The following is a 16204-nucleotide window of genomic DNA, read 5'->3' as shown; positions in this document are numbered from 1 at the left end:
CGTATTTCTGCACAATTTAAAAACATCTCAGATAACTATTAAAATTAGTTGAATGCATTGGAGCGCAATATGATTGATTTAAATAAACTGTTGTTGATTAGTCAGGAAAACATGCTTTTTCCCGTAGATAATATTAATAATTTGTTAAATCATCTTGGGTTAGTGATGCCACTGATTAATACGCTTCCTAATGTGACTTTTTTCGTTAAAGACCGTAATGCCAAATACTTACTTGCCAATGAAAACTTGGCTAAACGGTGTAAAGTTGATCAACCAAATGGCGTAATAGGAAAAACTGCAGAAGATATCTTCCATGCAGATTTAGGCCAAAGTTATAGCTCTCAAGATTATTTGGTTATGCAGAAAAAAATCAGTGTTATCAATAAACTAGAATTACATCTCTATAAGGCAGGGTTATTAGGCTGGTGTTTAACAACCAAGGTGCCGATTTTTGATACTAAAAATCAGGTTATCGGTGTTGCGGGAATTTCGGTAGATTTGCAGGATGAAAAATCAGTGAGTCCAAAATTAAATGGTCAATTGGGACGCGTTGAACACTATATTAGTCAGCATTTTGATACTGCCATTAAAATAACGACTCTGGCTGAGATTTCAGGGTTGTCATTATCACAACTCAATCGTCAATTTAAAACGGTATTTCATATTACTCCCCAACAATATATTCAAAAGAAACGCCTTGAACACGCGATTGAATTATTAGAAGAAGACTATTCGATTACGGATATTTCCATTAAATGTGCCTACGCCGACCACAGCGCATTCTGCCGTAAATTTAAAGAACTCACTAATATGACCCCAAGCCAATTTAAACGCATGCGTTCTACTCTTAATCATAAGTGCAATAATAATAAAGCCACTCATGAATTGGATATGGCTTATTCTATTTAACCCTCAGAAAACGCGCATTTTCTTTAAAGGCTGCGCGTCTTTTCTTTTTTGAAACACGCGAACTTTTTTCTATCCATTCCCTCTAAATTCTCAGTTGCTCTTTTAGGAAGTAATCGTTGAGTCTCTTTTTGTTGTCACTATGAATCACTGTAACGATAAATTGCTGTCACGGTGAATAGTTATCACGATAAATAGTTGTAACAGTGAACTTAGGACAGCTCTTATTGCAGCTAAAACATAATCGCGTATTGATATAGCACTAAACTGCACACTATGCGGCATATTTTAAGGATGAGTGAATGACCATTTATGATCTGAAACCGAAGTTTCAGAATCTGTTACGCCCTATCGTTCGTCAGCTCTTTGAGGCGGGAATTACAGCCAACCAAGTCACCCTCGCAGCATTAGGGTTATCCATTATCGTTGGTGCTCTATTAGCCATTTTCCCTAGCCCTTATTTGTTTATCCTGCTGCCGTTTGTCCTTTTCATTCGCATGGCGCTCAATGCTATTGATGGCATGCTGGCACGTGAACATAACCAAAAAAGTCACCTTGGAGCAATGCTAAATGAGTTAGGCGACGTCATTTCTGATGTTGCCTTATACCTGCCTTTCGTGCTGATTTTCCCGCATGCATTTTGGTGGATTTTACTGATCCTATTCCTCAGCGTTTTGACTGAATTTATCGGCGTCATTGCTCAAGCGATTGGCGCATCTCGGCGTTATGATGGTCCCGTAGGCAAAAGCGATCGTGCTTTTGTTTTTGGCGCGCTCGGGTTGTTTGTCTGTATTTTTCCGCAACTGATGACCGCAAGTTGGATCAATATCCTGTTTGTCATCTTTGCCTTGCTGTTGTCCTATACCTGCTATAACCGTATTCGCCGCGCACTGACTGAATTAAGTGCAGTATCGGAAAATAATTAAGGAATAATTATGAACGCTCAAACTGACTATTCGACTCAGCGTCCTGTTGTCGAATCTCAATTTACCACCAGTGATCATACCAATTTGTTTTATCGTTATTGGCCAACTGAACAAATCACCGATAAAGCCATTATTCTGTTTCACCGTGGTCATGAGCACTCTGGTCGTGTTGCGCATTTAGTGGATGAGTTGAACCTCCCTGATTTTGCTATGTTTGCATGGGATGCTCGTGGACACGGTCGTAATGAGGGTCCGCGTGGCTACAGCCCATCGCTAGGTACTTCCATCCGCGATGTGGATGAATTTGTCCATTACGTATCAGAGCAATATCAGATCCCATTCGAAAACATTATTGTTATTGGTCAAAGTGTCGGCGCCGTTTTGGTCTCTACGTGGGTGCATGACTATGCGCCTAAAATCCGAGGTATGGTGTTAGCCTCACCTGCATTTAAGGTCAAACTGTACGTCCCATTTGCCCGTACAGGCTTAGGGTTAATGCAAAAAATTCGCGGTTTGTTCTACGTGAATTCTTATGTAAAAGCCAAGTTTTTAACCCACGATGAGCAGCGTATCCACTCGTTTAACAATGACCCACTGATCACGCGCCCAATTGCCGTGAATATTCTTTTGGAACTGTATACCACCGCAGACCGGGTGGTAGCGGATGCCGCGGCCATCACTTTGCCAACTCAGTTGTTTATTTCTGGTAGTGACTATGTGGTACACCATAAACCACAGCATCAATTTTATGAGCGCCTAAATACCTCAATTAAAGAGAAACATATTCTTCCTGGTTTTTATCACGATACATTAGGTGAAAAAGAACGCCATATTCCTATCGAAATGATCCGCCAGTTTGTTGATAAATTATTCACTCTGCCACTGTATCAACATGATTATCAGTTCGAAGATACCTGGAGCACCAGTGCTGACGCATTCCGCTCATTGAGTGTGCCACTGCCTAAATACTGCCCGAAAAACCTTGCTTATAAAATCATGAGCAAATCGATGAGCACATTAGGCAAAGCATCTGAAGGTGTACGTATCGGCTACGATAAGGGTTTTGATTCCGGCTCTACCCTCGATTATGTCTATCGCAACGAGGCGCAAGGTTCCGGTCTATTTGGCCGTATTATCGATAGGCAGTACCTCAACAGTATTGGCTGGCAAGGGATCCGCCAGCGTAAAGTCAATATTGAAAACATTATTCGCCAAGCTATTCGTGAACTGACTAATAACGGGAAGCCTGTTCGCATTATGGATATTGCCGCGGGTCAAGGTCGCTACATTTTTGATGCCATTAATGACTACGGAAAAGTCGATTCCGTTCTACTGCGCGACTACAGCCCAATTAACGTTGAGCAAGGGCGTTTACATATCAAAGAGCGTTACTTGGAAGATAAAGTTCGCTTTGAAGAAGGTAACGCATTTGATGCAGACGATCTCGCGGCAGTTTCTCCTGCACCGACGTTGGGAATTGTCAGCGGTCTATATGAGCTTTTCCCAAGCAATGAGCTGATCCGCGCTTCCCTTGATGGGCTTTCTCGTGCCATTCCATCTGGTGGTCTACTCGTCTATACCTGCCAGCCGTGGCACCCACAAGTTGAAATGATCGCCCGAGTACTGCCAAGTCACCAAGGTGGACAAGCGTGGGTAATGCGCTGCCGCAGCCAAGGCGAAATGGATGCTTTAGTCGAAGAAGCTGGCTTCGAAAAAATCACGCAGTCCATCGATAACTGGGGCATTTTTAGTGTTTCCCTTGCAAGGCGTCGTTAATAATTTATCTTTTTAACCAACAGGTTATTGGTATCATTATCAATAACCTGTATTTTTATCTGCTCAGCTCTCATTTAACCTGCAAATAGCTCACTTGGCTTGCAGATGACTGATTGATGTACCTTCAGTGCATCGAGAGGCGATTAATAAGGATAGGAACCGAACCCATGCTCCATTTAGCCCAAGATACGCGCCCGACATCACGACGCCAGATTTGGCTCTATGGGTTAGTTTGGTTGCTATTTTTAGCCCCTTTTTTCTTTTTAACCTATGGGCAAGTCAATAATTACACCGCGACACTGCCTAATGTGCCTTCTTATGTATACGGATGGGAAACACACATTCCATTTTTGCCATGGACCATTATCCCCTATTGGAGCATCGACCTGTTCTATGGGCTTTCCTTGTTTGTCTGTGTTACCCGCCGTGAGCAATGCATCCATGGTTTGCGTTTAGTTGCAGCCTCCCTCATCGCCTGTGCCGGCTTTTTACTTTTTCCACTTAAGTTCAGCTTTCCTCGCCCTGAAACCAATGGGGCATTCGGCTGGATGTTCGATAGCTTAGAGCTGTTTGACTTACCTTATAACCAAGCCCCTTCACTGCATATTATTTTACTGTGGTTACTATGGTTACGCTTCCGAGCACATACTCCAACTCAATGGCGCTGGTTACTGCACAGTTGGTCATTCCTTATTTTGTTCTCCGTTCTCACCACATGGCAGCATCATTTTATCGATGTGATCACCGGCTTCGCCGTTGGTGTCATCATCAGCTACTTGTTACCCATTAACACTCGCTGGCAATGGCGCTATACCGGTAGCCCTCGTAGCCTGAAAATAGCAACAAACTATGGAGTCGGCGCTATCGCCTGCTATGCTCTCGCCTTTCTCGTGCAAGGTGCAACATGGTGGCTCCTATGGCCTGCAATCGCCTTAACTTTCGTCACACTAGGCTATTTAGGTGCTGGTGCTTCGATATTCCAGAAAACAGCCTCTGGGCAGGTTTCTCCTTCTGCCACATTAGTTTTACTTCCTTATCGCCTGATCGCTTGGGGTACCTATCATTACTATGCCAAGCGCTGCCAGCAACCTAGTATTGTGAACGAAAAAATAGTTTTGGGAGGACGCCCGTTATATCCACTGCAAACTCAAGCCGTTCTCGATATGACTTGCGAGTGGCCTCGCAATAACTACAGCCAAGGTAAAAATTATTGTAGTCAGCCACAGATTGATTTGTTACCTCTAAGCCCCGAGGATATTGAGAAAGCCGTTATGACCATGGATAGACTCGCCCAAAGTGGTTCGGTGTATGTTCACTGTAAGTTAGGCTATTCCCGTAGTGCGACGGTTGTAGTGGCTTGGATGGTACATCAAAATATGGCGGAAAATATCGATGAGGCAATCGCTCATGTGGAACAAGTTCGCCCTCAGGTGATTTTAAATTCAGCGACTGTTGAACAGTTACATCACTGGTATCAGCAATTTCATATACGGAGAACACAGCAATGAGTTCATTGATGGATAAAAACCGTGGAGATGTGATTGTGGTATTCACCGCAAGTTGGCGCTATTTTGCCGTAGGTGCCATCCTCGCGTTATTGGGTCAATTCGCTTTACTGCTTCATGATTCAATCTCACATTTTAGCCTCGCGGTGAGTGTCGGGCTATTTTTTGCCAGCCAATACTTCATTTTCCGCCTATGGCTTGACCATCATTTCTTCAGGCTAATTTATCGCCAGGGTGATACCCAAGCCTTTGATAATGCTCTCGGACTCTTATTTCCTCAATCCTCTAGAAACCCAAATAGGGAAAACCGAAGCATGGAAAGTCGCTGGGAAGGCACTCGCAAATTATTTCAGCGTACCAGTTATTGCGTGGTTCTCTTGTGGGGATGGTTATTATTTTCGCTTATTTTTTAGTTTGTTTTGGGTGGTATTTAAATAAACGGTAAATTGACTATTAATTAATTATCACACCTTTTAAATTGCTGTTTAAAATAGCAAATCGATAGTTAATAATTATTTTAAATACGTTTAATGATATTTAACGGAGTAAATAACGCTTTTTTACTTTTGATACTGAAAACGTTATGATAATTGTAGTTTCATTGATAAATAACACATTTTTTTGATTCAGTTAGGCGTATCCTCATACCTTCATTTCGTTTATTTTTCACCCTGTTATTTTGGTAGGGTTTTAATGAGTACAAAAAATATTAATAGATTGCGTCCTTTTAGCGCATTGATTGATTCCTGTTGGAAAGAGAAATACACCGCAGCCCGATTTATGAAGGATTTAATTGCGGGTATTACCGTTGGGATTATTGCAATTCCACTGGCTATGGCACTCGCTATAGCCAGTGGTGTTCCACCTCAATATGGTCTTTACACCGCTGCCATTGCGGGGATTGTCATTGCAATTTCGGGTGGTTCCCGTTACAGCGTTTCTGGTCCAACTGCGGCCTTTGTGGTTATCTTATACCCCGTATCCCAACAATACGGGCTTAGTGGCTTATTAGTCGCGACATTGATGTCAGGGATTATCTTGCTGGCGATGGGTTTTGCTCGCTTCGGTAAATTTATCGAATATATTCCTGTATCCGTCACGCTTGGCTTCACGTCGGGGATTGCGATTACGATTGCGACCATGCAAATCAAAGATTTTTTTGGTCTGCACATGGAGCATGTTCCTGAAAACTATGTCGATAAAGTGATTGCGCTGTCTAAAGCATTTCCAACCCTACAATACAGTGACACCTTGATTGGGCTTGCGACTTTATTAGTGCTGGTTTTCTGGCCTAAACTCAAAGTTCGCCTACCGGGACACTTGCCTGCAATTATTGTCGGCACCCTGATCATGTGGGTGCTAACCCTGTTTGATATTCAGGTAGAAACTATCGGTTCTAAATTTAGCTATTTATTACCGGATGGAACTCAAGGTAACGGTATTCCGCCTATTCTGCCGCAGTTTATGTTGCCTTGGGAGTTACCGGGTAGTGCGCCCATCAGTTGGTCGATGATCACCGCATTGATGCCTGCCGCTTTGTCAATGGCTGTTCTTGGTGCAATTGAATCCCTATTGTGTGCCGTCGTGCTCGACAACATGACGGGGAAAAAACACCATTCCAATAGTGAGCTTATTGGTCAGGGATTAGGGAATATTGCCGCCCCATTCTTTGGAGGGATCACCGCAACCGCGGCGATTGCCCGTTCGGCTGCAAACGTCCGCGCTGGTGCAACATCCCCTATATCGGCTATTGTGCACTCTATTTTAGTATTGCTGACCTTGCTTATTCTTGCACCATTGCTCTCCTATTTACCGCTCGCTGCTATGTCCTCACTGCTACTAATTGTGGCGTGGAATATGAGTGCCGCTGGCAAAGTGTTTACGTTGATCCGCCGCGCGCCAAAAGATGACATTATTGTTTTACTGCTGTGTATGTCATTGACTGTCCTATTTGACATGGTTATTGCTATCACTGTCGGAATTGTTATCGCATCACTGCTGTTTATGCGCCGAATTGCCAATATGACACGAGTAACCCAACTACCAGAGACTCAAGAAGATAAAAGCCTGCTGGTTGTGCGAGTGAATGGTCCTCTATTCTTTGCTGCCGCAGAGCGTATTTTTGATGAACTACGGATAAAAAGTCACGGTTATGAAACAATTGTGATGCAGTGGGATGCCGTACCTGTATTTGATGCAGGGGGGCTAGAAGCTTTCCATAAATTTATTGATATCGTTCGTAAAGACACCCACATTATTGTGTGCGATATTCCATTCCAACCACTGAAAACATTAGCGCGTGCCAATGTTCGCCCGATTGATGGCGTGCTGAGCTTCCAAAATTCACTGAAAAGTGCATTAGAAGAAGTTCATCAGATCCAGGAAAATAAAAAGCAGCTTCAGTCATAACAGTGCTACCGTGTTATTAACTTAACGCTGACAATAAAAATGCCGCACTGACTTAACAAGGGCGGCATTTTTAATTCCATCATGTACGCTAAAAATCAGTAGCAGTACATTTCATTACCTTCGGTTTTACCTAATTCACAAGCCATCGCACGGAGTTTTGTTGCTTTCTGCTCGTCATCTCTGACTGCACCATTGTTACCATCATTAAATTGAAATGAAGCCATACCTTCTGCAAAGCCAGCGAAGGTTAATGCATCGGCTTTCGCAAACCATTCCAAGGCTTTTTTCTCATCTTGTGGCACCCCATTACCATCATAATAAATGATGCCTAACCATAAAGGCGCATTAAAATAATCTTTATCATTTAACGCACTGACTTCCTCAAGTAGCGTAATGGCGCGCGGGTAATCAACATCACCTGACTCAGGTGTAATCAACGTTTCTGCTAAACTTATCTTCCCTCGAATACTCCCACCAGCAACGGCTTTAGTCGCATATTCACGGGCTTTGACAAATTCCTCAATAAACGTTCTATCCCCACTAATTAACGTAATATCCGCCAATAATGAATACGCATCTGCATTGCCTGCTTGTGCTGATTTTTCTGCCCATAACTTGGCATTGTTTTGGTTTTGTAATACACCAATTCCCGACAAATACATTCCAGCTAATTCATATTGCGCTTTAGCGTCATTGTTTTGAGCCGCTGTTTTGGTCTGTTCAAATATTTTCTTATCTTCAGGCGTAATATCGTATTGCGCCATTGAATGTAGTGAGAACATTAAACCCACCGCACCTAAGCAAAATTGGCGGCTGGTATTTTTAATAACAGAGAGGATTGGGTACATAGATGCCTTATTATTATTTATAAAAGTGAATTCGTATGAATAAATGATATTTTTAAAACGGTTCTTGAAACGCTATAACGCAGAGCCTTGCCCACCATTAGCGAGCAAATACTGGTACAAACTGTTCATGCCTACCCAACGATTTTCACACCATTGTGGGGCTAATAGAGTCGGTTTTCTCGCACTGGCACTGATACGATGGTACAGAATATCCGTTGGCGTATGGCGGATCATCTCCCCCGCAGTTGCGGTATATTCTTCTAAAGATAGGGTGTCTATGCGACCCACTCGCCAACTTTTTGCCATAATGCTGCCCTCAACAATATGCAGTGGATGCAATTTTATACCGTCTGTACCACACGCCAAAACCGCCTCTAACGTCTGCATATTCATTGCCGCATTTTCATTTGGCAGGCCGCAAATCAAATGAGTACAAACCTTGATTCCCAGCGCACGGGCTTTTTGGGTGGTCGCTTGATAGGCAGCAAAATCATGACCGCGATTAATACGGTGCAATGTTTTGTCGTGAGCAGTTTGTAAGCCAAGTTCTAGCCAAATCTCATAACCTTGCTGGCGATAATCCGCCAGTAAAGATAACACCGCGTCAGGCACACAATCAGGGCGAGTGCCTACGCATAAGCCAACCATATCGGCCTGTTGCAGCGCTTCTTCATACAGCTGTTTTAAACGATATACTTCGTCGTATGTACTGGTATAGGCTTGGAAATACGCCAAATAGCGATTGGCTCGAGAGATTCGGGAAATTTGTTGCTGGATTTGAAGGGTAATGGGTTGTTCAGACTGTTTTTCATCACTGAAGGATGACACATTACAAAAGGTGCAGCCACCTCGCCCCAACGTGCCATCACGGTTTGGGCAGCTAAAGCCACCATGTAAGGTGACTTTATGAATTTTTTCACCATATCGGCGCTGGAGATCAGCGCCGAACATGGAAACAACATCATTTAATTGCATTTGAAGCGATAATTAGCTGTTGGTGTCCAACGCAGGGAAGCTTTTTACAACTTCGTCAATGGCTTTAACTTGTTGTAAGAATGGCTCTAATTTATTTAATGGTAATGCAGAAGGACCATCACAACGTGCGTTATCTGGATCTGGGTGAGCTTCAAGGAACAGACCTGCTAACCCTACCGCCATTCCCGCTCTTGCCAGTTCAGCAACTTGTCCACGACGACCACCTGATGCAGCGCCAAATGGGTCACGGCATTGCAGTGAGTGTGTTACGTCAAAAATAACTGGGCAGCCGTTAGAGGCTTGCATCATGACATTAAAACCAAGCATATCAACCACTAGGTTGTCATAGCCAAAGTTTGCACCGCGGTCACACAGGATAATTTTATCGTTACCACCTTCGATAAATTTCTCAACGATGTTGCCGATTTGTCCCGGGCTGATGAACTGAGGTTTTTTGATGTTAATAACCGCATCAGTTTTCGCCATTGCCGCAACTAAGTCAGTTTGACGCGCTAAGAATGCTGGCAGTTGGATAACATCCACCACTTCAGCAGCTGGCTGAGCTTGCTCTGGAGTATGAACATCGGTAATGATTTTCACACCAAAAGTCTGTTTGATTTCTTGGAAGATTTTCAGCCCTTCTTCCAAGCCCGGTCCACGATAAGAGTGAATAGATGATCGGTTAGCTTTATCAAAAGAGGCTTTAAATACATACGGAATGCCTAATTTTTGTGTCACAGTGACATAATGCTCACACACTTTCATCGCCATATCGCGAGATTCAAGTACGTTCATGCCACCAAACAGAACAAATGGCAGATCGTTTGCGACCTTAATATCACCGATACTGACTACTTTCTGTTGCATACTCTTACCCTTTATAGGAAGACAAAAACTGTCTATACGTTAATCAATGCAGTACAACTGGAAGGTTATCCAGCGAATAAATTTGAATTTTAATCATTTCCGACACAGGGTCTTCTGGGCAATGCTCAACAAAATAGTTAAGGTCACTCAGCGCCACATGGTTACAATCTAAATGCGCGAGGATAAGCCCTCGGTCGCGGATTTCATAAGGGTCTTCAGGATCGAGGATCAGCAATGTCTCACAGACTTTTAATGCCATCTCCATTTTTTTCTCTTCCATCAGCGCCGCTTTTAGCGTGTCGAAAATTTTGCGAACAATAACGCTATGTTCAGCCACGTCCAATTCATCAAAGATAAATTCGGAGTATGGATCAACGGTTCCTTTTAACCACATAGTTAATGTATGTTGTGATAAGGTTTCACCGCTAACAGGGTTAATAAACCACTGAGAACCATCTCGTTTTGTCGAGACAAAAAGTAATTGAGTCGGGAAAATTGCAGCTTCAATCTCTAAATCGAGCTGTTCAGCAATAAATAAGAAAATTGAGCCAAGAGAGACTGGAGTACCTTGCTTAGAGGCTAAAACCTTATCCAGCCACAGCATATCAGATAGCGCGTAAACACCGTGCGCCGCACCAAATTTCCACTCACTATAAAACAGTGCAATCAGCTGTTCTATCTTTGACTGGTTATCCGCCGTCAAATCTATCGCTGCACGCGCTTTAGTGACTAAATCATCTAATTGCGTTTGTACCTGCATAAAGGGAAAATCGGCGCGAATGATGTTAGAAACCATCATAATGCCTTCACTTAACGGTAGCTGATTAAACTCAATATTTGCTATTGTTTTCATTACAATTCCACTGCAATTGCCCGCTTAACCATTCCATTGGCCAAGGGAAATTCGCTCTTTACCACCATAATCCAGACAGGTCTCGACATTGGTGTACCCATTTTCATTAAACAGCTCTCGCACTGTTAAACCTTGCTGCCAACCATGCTCAAGCAGCAGCCACCCTTGTTGTTTTAGGTATTGTTTTGATGTGGCAATAATGTGTGCTAAATCTGAAAAACCATCCTCATCAGCAATCAACGCCGTTGATGGTTCAAAACGCACATCACCTTGACTCAAGTGAATATCACTCTCATCAATATAAGGTGGATTACTCACAATCATATCAAATAGTTCATTTGGTAGTGAAGTAAACCAATCACTTTGTGAGAACTGAATATTTGTAATGGCTAAACGTTGTTGATTTCGTTGCGCTAACGCCACCGCATCGGGGTTAAAATCCACGCCCGTTACGCGACTATTGGGTAACTCTGACGCCAAGGCTAACCCAATAGCCCCCGTTCCTGTGCCAAGATCCAAAATACGACACGCGTCTTGAGGAAGGCGTGCTAACGCTTGCTCAACAAGGCATTCGGTATCTGGACGCGGGATCAAGGTTGCGGGGGATACATATAGCGGCAGTGACCAGAACTCGCGTTCACCCACAATGTAGGCAATCGGCTCTCCTTGTTCACGACGGGCTAATAGCGCTTCTAATTGTTGCTGTTCGTGGGGAGTTAGTTCGGTTTCATCGAAAGCGAGGATGTAAGTACGACTGCGCCCTGTCGTATGCTGCAACAGGATCTGCGCATCTCGTTTAGCGCTATCACTGGCAGACAGTCTGACGACTGCCTGCTGTAACCATTCGCTATAACGCATTAGTCCTGCTCAGATAAAGCAGAAAGCTGATCAGCTTGATATTCGTTGATGATAGGCTGAATTAATGCATCCAGTTTTCCTTCCATCACTTCATCCAAACGGTACAGCGTGAGGTTGATACGGTGATCAGTGACTCGACCTTGTGGAAAATTATAAGTACGAATACGGTCAGAACGGTCACCGGAACCTAATAAGTTACGGCGTTCAGAGGCTTCCGCTGCATGGCGTTTATCCATTTCAGCTTGGCGAATACGTGCACCCAACACAGACATCGCTTTCGCTTTGTTTTTGTGTTGTGAACGTTCATCCTGACATTCAACCACAATCCCCGTTGGTAAGTGGGTAATACGAATTGCCGAATCGGTGGTGTTAACGTGCTGACCACCCGCGCCCGATGAACGGAATGTATCAATACGTAAGTCCGCTGGGCTAATTTCCGGTAATTCCGCTTCTGGCAGTTCAGGTAAAATAGCAATAGTACATGCGGAGGTATGAATACGGCCTTGTGATTCCGTCTCAGGAACACGTTGTACGCGGTGACCACCGGATTCAAACTTCAAGCGACCATATACGCTATCACCCGAAATTTTTGCGATAACTTCTTTGTATCCACCGTGCTCACCATCACTGGTGCTCATCAGTTCAACGCGCCAGCGGTTACTTTCCGCATAACGGCTGTACATACGGAATAAATCACCCGCAAAAATTGCCGCTTCATCGCCACCCGCGCCCGCGCGGATTTCCACAAAGCAGTTATATTCATCATCAGGATCTTTTGGAAGTAACAACAATTGCAATTGTTGCTCTAGCTCTTCATTGCGCTCTTTGGCTTCTTTTAACTCTTCTTGAGCCATCTCTTTCATTTCAGGGTCATCTAACAGCATTTGTGCTGTTTCGATATCATCCTGAACGGTGCGCCACGCAGTAAAACACTTCGCGACATCCGTTAACTGAGCATATTCTTTTGATAAAGCACGAAAACGGTCTTGATCAGCAATCACACCCGCATCAGCAAGGTGCGCTTCAATTTCTTCGTAGCGTTCTTGTAATGCTTCTAGTTTTGCGACAATAGAAGGCTTCATTCGTTATATCAGACCTATGATTAAAAAGTGGTTATTGATGGTCCAGCCCTAAGCTGTCCCTAAGTAGATTTAGACGCTCAACATCCCCATTTCCCGCAGCTTGCTGCAAAGATTTAGTCGGAGCGTGGATCAGGCGGTTGGTTAACTGTTGTGATAGCTGCATAATCACTTGCTCAGGGTTGGCACCTTGGGCAATGGCTGCAAGTGCTTTTTCGGTCATACTTGCCCGAATTGCTTCCGCCTGCTCTCTGTATTCGCGAATTGTAGAGACTCCGGCTTGTGAGCGCAACCAATCCATAAAATGACCGCTTTCTTGCTCAACAATAAATTCCGCTTCAACCGCGGCGGCTTTACGTTGCGCCAAGTTTTGGGCAATGATGGATTCCAGATCATCAACAGTGTAGAGATAAACATCTCTAAGTTTTTCTACATCCTGCTCGATATCACGAGGAACTGCGATATCAATCAATAACATAGGTTTACTACGGCGTGCTTTCATCGCACGCTCGACCATCCCTTTACCAATAATTGGCAGCGGGCTAGCCGTTGAACTAATCACAATATCCGCTTCAGCTAAACGATTATCGATATCGGCTAATGAGATAACTTGCGCGTTCACTTCTTTGGCTAGAAGTTCTGCACGTTCTAGCGTTCGGTTAGCTATCATCATTTTTTGCACGCCATGCTCACGCAAATGACGAGCGACTAATTCGATGGTTTCCCCTGCACCGACTAACAAAATATTCAAATGTTTGAGTGATTCGAAAATCTGTCTCGCCAGTGTACAAGCCGCAAAAGCGACAGAGACCGCATTCGCACCGATATCAGTTTCAGTTCGTACACGTTTAGCCACGGAAAACGATTTTTGGAATAAGCGCTCTAATTCGCTAGATAGAGAATGATTATCTTGCGAAAGCGCAAACGCCTTTTTCACTTGACCGAGAATTTGAGGCTCACCAAGAACCAACGAATCTAGCCCACTTGCCACACGCATAAGATGGCTAACTGCGCGCGCATCTTGGTGCCAATAAAGGCTAGGTTGTAGATCTTTGGCTGTGATCCCATGAAAATCACATAACCATTTAGTTAACTGCTCCTGCGCTTTTTCTTGGGATTCAAGGCTAAGATACAGTTCAGTTCGGTTACAGGTAGACAGCACAACGCCGCCACTCACTTGAGGCTGTTTCAGTAACTCCTCAAGTGCGTGGTCGATTTTTTCAGGACCAAAAGCGACTTGCTCACGCAAAGCCACTGGTGCTGTTTTATGATTAATGCCTAAGGCTAATAGGGTCATTGTGCTTACGACTTACTCACATTGCTCACATTGCTAATTTATTTGTCAGCATGATACTAGTGACCTAGCTCATTACTGCGATTTATATTCGTATATTGTAGATGATTAACGCGTCTGTTTCTACGGGTAGCCTATCATCAACAATCAGAAAGATGATGCACACCAAAATTTACGTTGATTATCGGACTGTCTGATATCAATATCAATAAGATGCATCAAGGATGCCGCTATTTGGCACAGAAAGCAAATTCCCTATTTTTTAGTATGTTTTCATTGATAACCACTGCAGATTAGCGCAATATTCCTGAAAATTACCTTTTGAGAACCGATATGCAACTTTCTTCAGCTCTGTCGTTTATGCGCCCAGCCAGAAACTTTTGGCGATTAATGCCCCTTTCCTGCCTGCTGCTGACTGCCTGTGTGACCACATCTCAAGACACTACGAAAGGCACTTCATCTTCAACGGATGCGCAGTGGAAAGCCCACCAATCACAAGTGGTTGAACTGCGTGATTACCAAACTCGCGGCTCCTTTGTGTACATTGGCGGTCAAGGTACCGGAACAGAAACCAAAACTTACGCGAAGTTTTTCTGGCAGCAATATACCCCCGAAAAATACCGTTTATTGCTGACTAACCCATTAGGTACGCGTGAACTGGAACTTAGTGTGGAACCTGATTTAACCAAATTAACCACGAAAGATGGGCAAACTCACATGAGTGATGTGCCAAGTGAATTAATTTATCAGTTAACTGGTATGGATATCCCCATTGATGATCTCACCGCTTGGTTGGTCGGTTCTCCAGGGCGTGCCACTGAATATACTCTCGATAGCAACCACCTGCTCAAATCCGTGACGTTTAAAATCAATGGCGAAACATGGAAATTGGATTATCTCTCTTACGATACCAAAACCTCGCCGATGCTGCCGAACCACATGGAGTTGAAGCAAGGGGATAAAATCATCAAATTAAAAATGGATAGTTGGACACTGAAAAAATGACGTTAACGTGGCCATCACCGGCAAAATTGAATCTTTTTTTATACATTACTGGGCAGCGAGCTGATGGTTATCATGAGCTACAGACTCTGTTTCAATTTTTAGATTATGGTGATGAAATCACCTTTAGCACTCGTTCGGATGATCAGATTAATTTGCTCACCCCGATGCCGGGTGTGGATACCGAAAAAAACTTAATTATTCGTGCAGCAAAAAGCTTGCAAACCTATTGTCGCGAAACCCTCAATCATCAAGGGGCGTTAGGTGCAGATATTCACATCAACAAAGTGCTGCCGATGGGCGGTGGTATTGGTGGCGGATCGTCAAATGCCGCGACAACGCTGATTGCGCTTAATGAGCATTGGGGAACTCACGTTTCTGATGAGGTTTTAGCCGAATTAGGTAAACACCTTGGTGCTGATGTTCCCGTTTTTGTTCGCGGTCATGCCGCCTTTGCTGAAGGCATTGGCGAAATTTTAACACCCGCAGAACCAAAAGAGCGTTGGTATTTAGTCGCACACCCCGGAATTGAAATCTCAACCCCGATGATCTTCACAGATCCAGAATTAAATAGAAATTCTCCAAAACGCTCTTTAGCCGCATTATTACTGGCTCCGTATGCAAATGACTGTGAACCGATCGCAAGAAAACGTTTTCGTGAGGTTGAACAGCTCGTTTCTTGGCTGTTAGAATATGCTCCGTCTCGCCTAACAGGAACAGGCGCTTGTGTGTTTTCTGAATTTGAAACCCAAGCGGATGCCCTGAAGGTGTTAAATAAATCCCCATCGTGGGTGCAAGGATTCGTCGCTCAAGGAGCGAATGTTTCTCCTGTGCACAAATTCCGCGCTGGGATAACCCGTGTATTGCACCGATAGTGATGACTTATCCATCATTGCTGTTGGTCAA

At 43.8% G+C, this 16204-nt stretch carries 15 protein-coding genes; 8 read left to right on the top strand and 7 right to left on the bottom strand.

All coding sequences use genetic code 11. From position 1 onward, the window contains the following. Positions 1–69: 69 nt before the first annotated feature. The 6 genes from GKR71_RS16125 (at position 70) to dauA (ending at position 7522) form a co-directional block, all read left to right on the top strand. A complete protein-coding gene (locus GKR71_RS16125; protein ID WP_154599324.1) occupies positions 70–909 on the top strand; it encodes an AraC family transcriptional regulator in 840 nt (279 codons plus the stop codon). Positions 910–1208: 299 nt separating this feature from the next. Beyond that, positions 1209–1832: a CDP-alcohol phosphatidyltransferase family protein gene (locus tag GKR71_RS16120; RefSeq protein WP_036954608.1), complete on the top strand. Its 624-nt coding sequence runs from the start codon at positions 1209–1211 to the stop codon at positions 1830–1832. Positions 1833–1841: 9 nt separating this feature from the next. Beyond that, positions 1842–3608, top strand: a complete 1767-nt coding sequence (locus GKR71_RS16115; RefSeq protein ID WP_036954612.1) for a bifunctional alpha/beta hydrolase/class I SAM-dependent methyltransferase — start codon at positions 1842–1844, stop codon at positions 3606–3608. Between the two features lie 167 nt (positions 3609–3775). Further along, on the top strand, positions 3776–5116 hold the full coding sequence (locus GKR71_RS16110; protein WP_154634549.1) for a phosphatase PAP2/dual specificity phosphatase family protein: 1341 nt from the start codon (positions 3776–3778) through the stop codon (positions 5114–5116). Next, positions 5113–5526, top strand: a complete 414-nt coding sequence (locus GKR71_RS16105) for a hypothetical protein (protein ID WP_036954619.1) — start codon at positions 5113–5115, stop codon at positions 5524–5526. The genes GKR71_RS16110 and GKR71_RS16105 overlap by 4 nt, the downstream gene beginning before the upstream one ends. A 280-nt stretch (positions 5527–5806) precedes the next feature. Next, the gene (gene dauA, locus GKR71_RS16100) at positions 5807–7522 is read left to right on the top strand and encodes a C4-dicarboxylic acid transporter DauA (RefSeq protein ID WP_108478208.1); all 1716 of its coding nucleotides are present in this window, start codon (positions 5807–5809) and stop codon (positions 7520–7522) included. A gap of 95 nt (positions 7523–7617) precedes the next feature. Here the strand turns inward: dauA and GKR71_RS16095 are convergent, their stop codons facing one another. The 7 genes from GKR71_RS16095 to hemA all read right to left on the bottom strand — a co-directional run bounded on the left by GKR71_RS16095 (position 7618) and on the right by hemA (position 14299). Then, positions 7618–8370, bottom strand: a complete 753-nt coding sequence (locus tag GKR71_RS16095; RefSeq protein ID WP_154634548.1) for a tetratricopeptide repeat protein — start codon at positions 8368–8370, stop codon at positions 7618–7620. 72 nt (positions 8371–8442) lie between these two features. Then, positions 8443–9345, bottom strand: a complete 903-nt coding sequence (locus tag GKR71_RS16090) for a TIGR01212 family radical SAM protein (RefSeq protein WP_154609958.1) — start codon at positions 9343–9345, stop codon at positions 8443–8445. A gap of 12 nt (positions 9346–9357) precedes the next feature. Further along, a complete protein-coding gene (kdsA, locus tag GKR71_RS16085; protein ID WP_036954638.1) occupies positions 9358–10212 on the bottom strand; it encodes a 3-deoxy-8-phosphooctulonate synthase in 855 nt (284 codons plus the stop codon). Positions 10213–10255: 43 nt separating this feature from the next. Beyond that, a complete protein-coding gene (locus GKR71_RS16080; RefSeq protein ID WP_036954641.1) occupies positions 10256–11065 on the bottom strand; it encodes a transglutaminase family protein in 810 nt (269 codons plus the stop codon). 24 nt (positions 11066–11089) lie between these two features. Beyond that, on the bottom strand, positions 11090–11923 hold the full coding sequence (gene prmC, locus GKR71_RS16075; protein WP_036954644.1) for a peptide chain release factor N(5)-glutamine methyltransferase: 834 nt from the start codon (positions 11921–11923) through the stop codon (positions 11090–11092). Then, positions 11923–13005 carry a peptide chain release factor 1 gene (gene prfA / locus GKR71_RS16070; protein WP_036954647.1) on the bottom strand — a complete coding sequence of 361 codons (1083 nt, stop codon included), beginning with the start codon at positions 13003–13005 and terminating at the stop codon, positions 11923–11925. The genes prmC and prfA overlap by 1 nt, the downstream gene beginning before the upstream one ends. Positions 13006–13036: 31 nt before the next feature. Next, on the bottom strand, positions 13037–14299 hold the full coding sequence (gene hemA, locus GKR71_RS16065) for a glutamyl-tRNA reductase (RefSeq protein ID WP_036954652.1): 1263 nt from the start codon (positions 14297–14299) through the stop codon (positions 13037–13039). Between the two features lie 357 nt (positions 14300–14656). On the opposite strand from hemA, the gene lolB reads away from it, so the two are divergent. Together lolB and ispE are read left to right on the top strand one after the other, a co-directional pair. Beyond that, entirely contained in the window at positions 14657–15301 is a 645-nt protein-coding gene (gene lolB, locus GKR71_RS16060; RefSeq protein ID WP_187129832.1) for a lipoprotein insertase outer membrane protein LolB, read from the top strand. Further along, positions 15298–16173: a 4-(cytidine 5'-diphospho)-2-C-methyl-D-erythritol kinase gene (ispE, locus tag GKR71_RS16055; protein WP_036954657.1), complete on the top strand. Its 876-nt coding sequence runs from the start codon at positions 15298–15300 to the stop codon at positions 16171–16173. Before lolB ends, ispE begins: the two co-directional genes overlap by 4 nt. Positions 16174–16204 lie beyond the last annotated feature (31 nt).

It is taken from the genome of Providencia sp. wls1922 (genome assembly GCF_009706505.1).
Lineage (GTDB): Bacteria > Pseudomonadota > Gammaproteobacteria > Enterobacterales > Enterobacteriaceae > Providencia > Providencia lanzhouensis.
The sequence above is the reverse complement of the archived record's forward strand: the minus strand, read 5'-3'. Positions and strand labels throughout refer to the sequence as shown.

Bases quoted from the DNA above. Each gene is read 5' to 3' on its own strand.
- GKR71_RS16125 (WP_154599324.1), top strand. From the start codon at position 70: ATGATTGATTTAAATAAACTGTTGTTGATTAGTCAGGAAAACATGCTT.
- GKR71_RS16120 (WP_036954608.1), top strand. From the start codon at position 1,209: ATGACCATTTATGATCTGAAACCGAAGTTTCAGAATCTGTTACGCCCT.
- GKR71_RS16115 (WP_036954612.1), top strand. From the start codon at position 1,842: ATGAACGCTCAAACTGACTATTCGACTCAGCGTCCTGTTGTCGAATCT.
- GKR71_RS16110 (WP_154634549.1), top strand. From the start codon at position 3,776: ATGCTCCATTTAGCCCAAGATACGCGCCCGACATCACGACGCCAGATT.
- GKR71_RS16105 (WP_036954619.1), top strand. From the start codon at position 5,113: ATGAGTTCATTGATGGATAAAAACCGTGGAGATGTGATTGTGGTATTC.
- dauA (WP_108478208.1), top strand. From the start codon at position 5,807: ATGAGTACAAAAAATATTAATAGATTGCGTCCTTTTAGCGCATTGATT.
- GKR71_RS16095 (WP_154634548.1), bottom strand. From the start codon at position 8,370: ATGTACCCAATCCTCTCTGTTATTAAAAATACCAGCCGCCAATTTTGC.
- GKR71_RS16090 (WP_154609958.1), bottom strand. From the start codon at position 9,345: ATGCAATTAAATGATGTTGTTTCCATGTTCGGCGCTGATCTCCAGCGC.
- kdsA (WP_036954638.1), bottom strand. From the start codon at position 10,212: ATGCAACAGAAAGTAGTCAGTATCGGTGATATTAAGGTCGCAAACGAT.
- GKR71_RS16080 (WP_036954641.1), bottom strand. From the start codon at position 11,065: ATGAAAACAATAGCAAATATTGAGTTTAATCAGCTACCGTTAAGTGAA.
- prmC (WP_036954644.1), bottom strand. From the start codon at position 11,923: ATGCGTTATAGCGAATGGTTACAGCAGGCAGTCGTCAGACTGTCTGCC.
- prfA (WP_036954647.1), bottom strand. From the start codon at position 13,005: ATGAAGCCTTCTATTGTCGCAAAACTAGAAGCATTACAAGAACGCTAC.
- hemA (WP_036954652.1), bottom strand. From the start codon at position 14,299: ATGACCCTATTAGCCTTAGGCATTAATCATAAAACAGCACCAGTGGCT.
- lolB (WP_187129832.1), top strand. From the start codon at position 14,657: ATGCGCCCAGCCAGAAACTTTTGGCGATTAATGCCCCTTTCCTGCCTG.
- ispE (WP_036954657.1), top strand. From the start codon at position 15,298: ATGACGTTAACGTGGCCATCACCGGCAAAATTGAATCTTTTTTTATAC.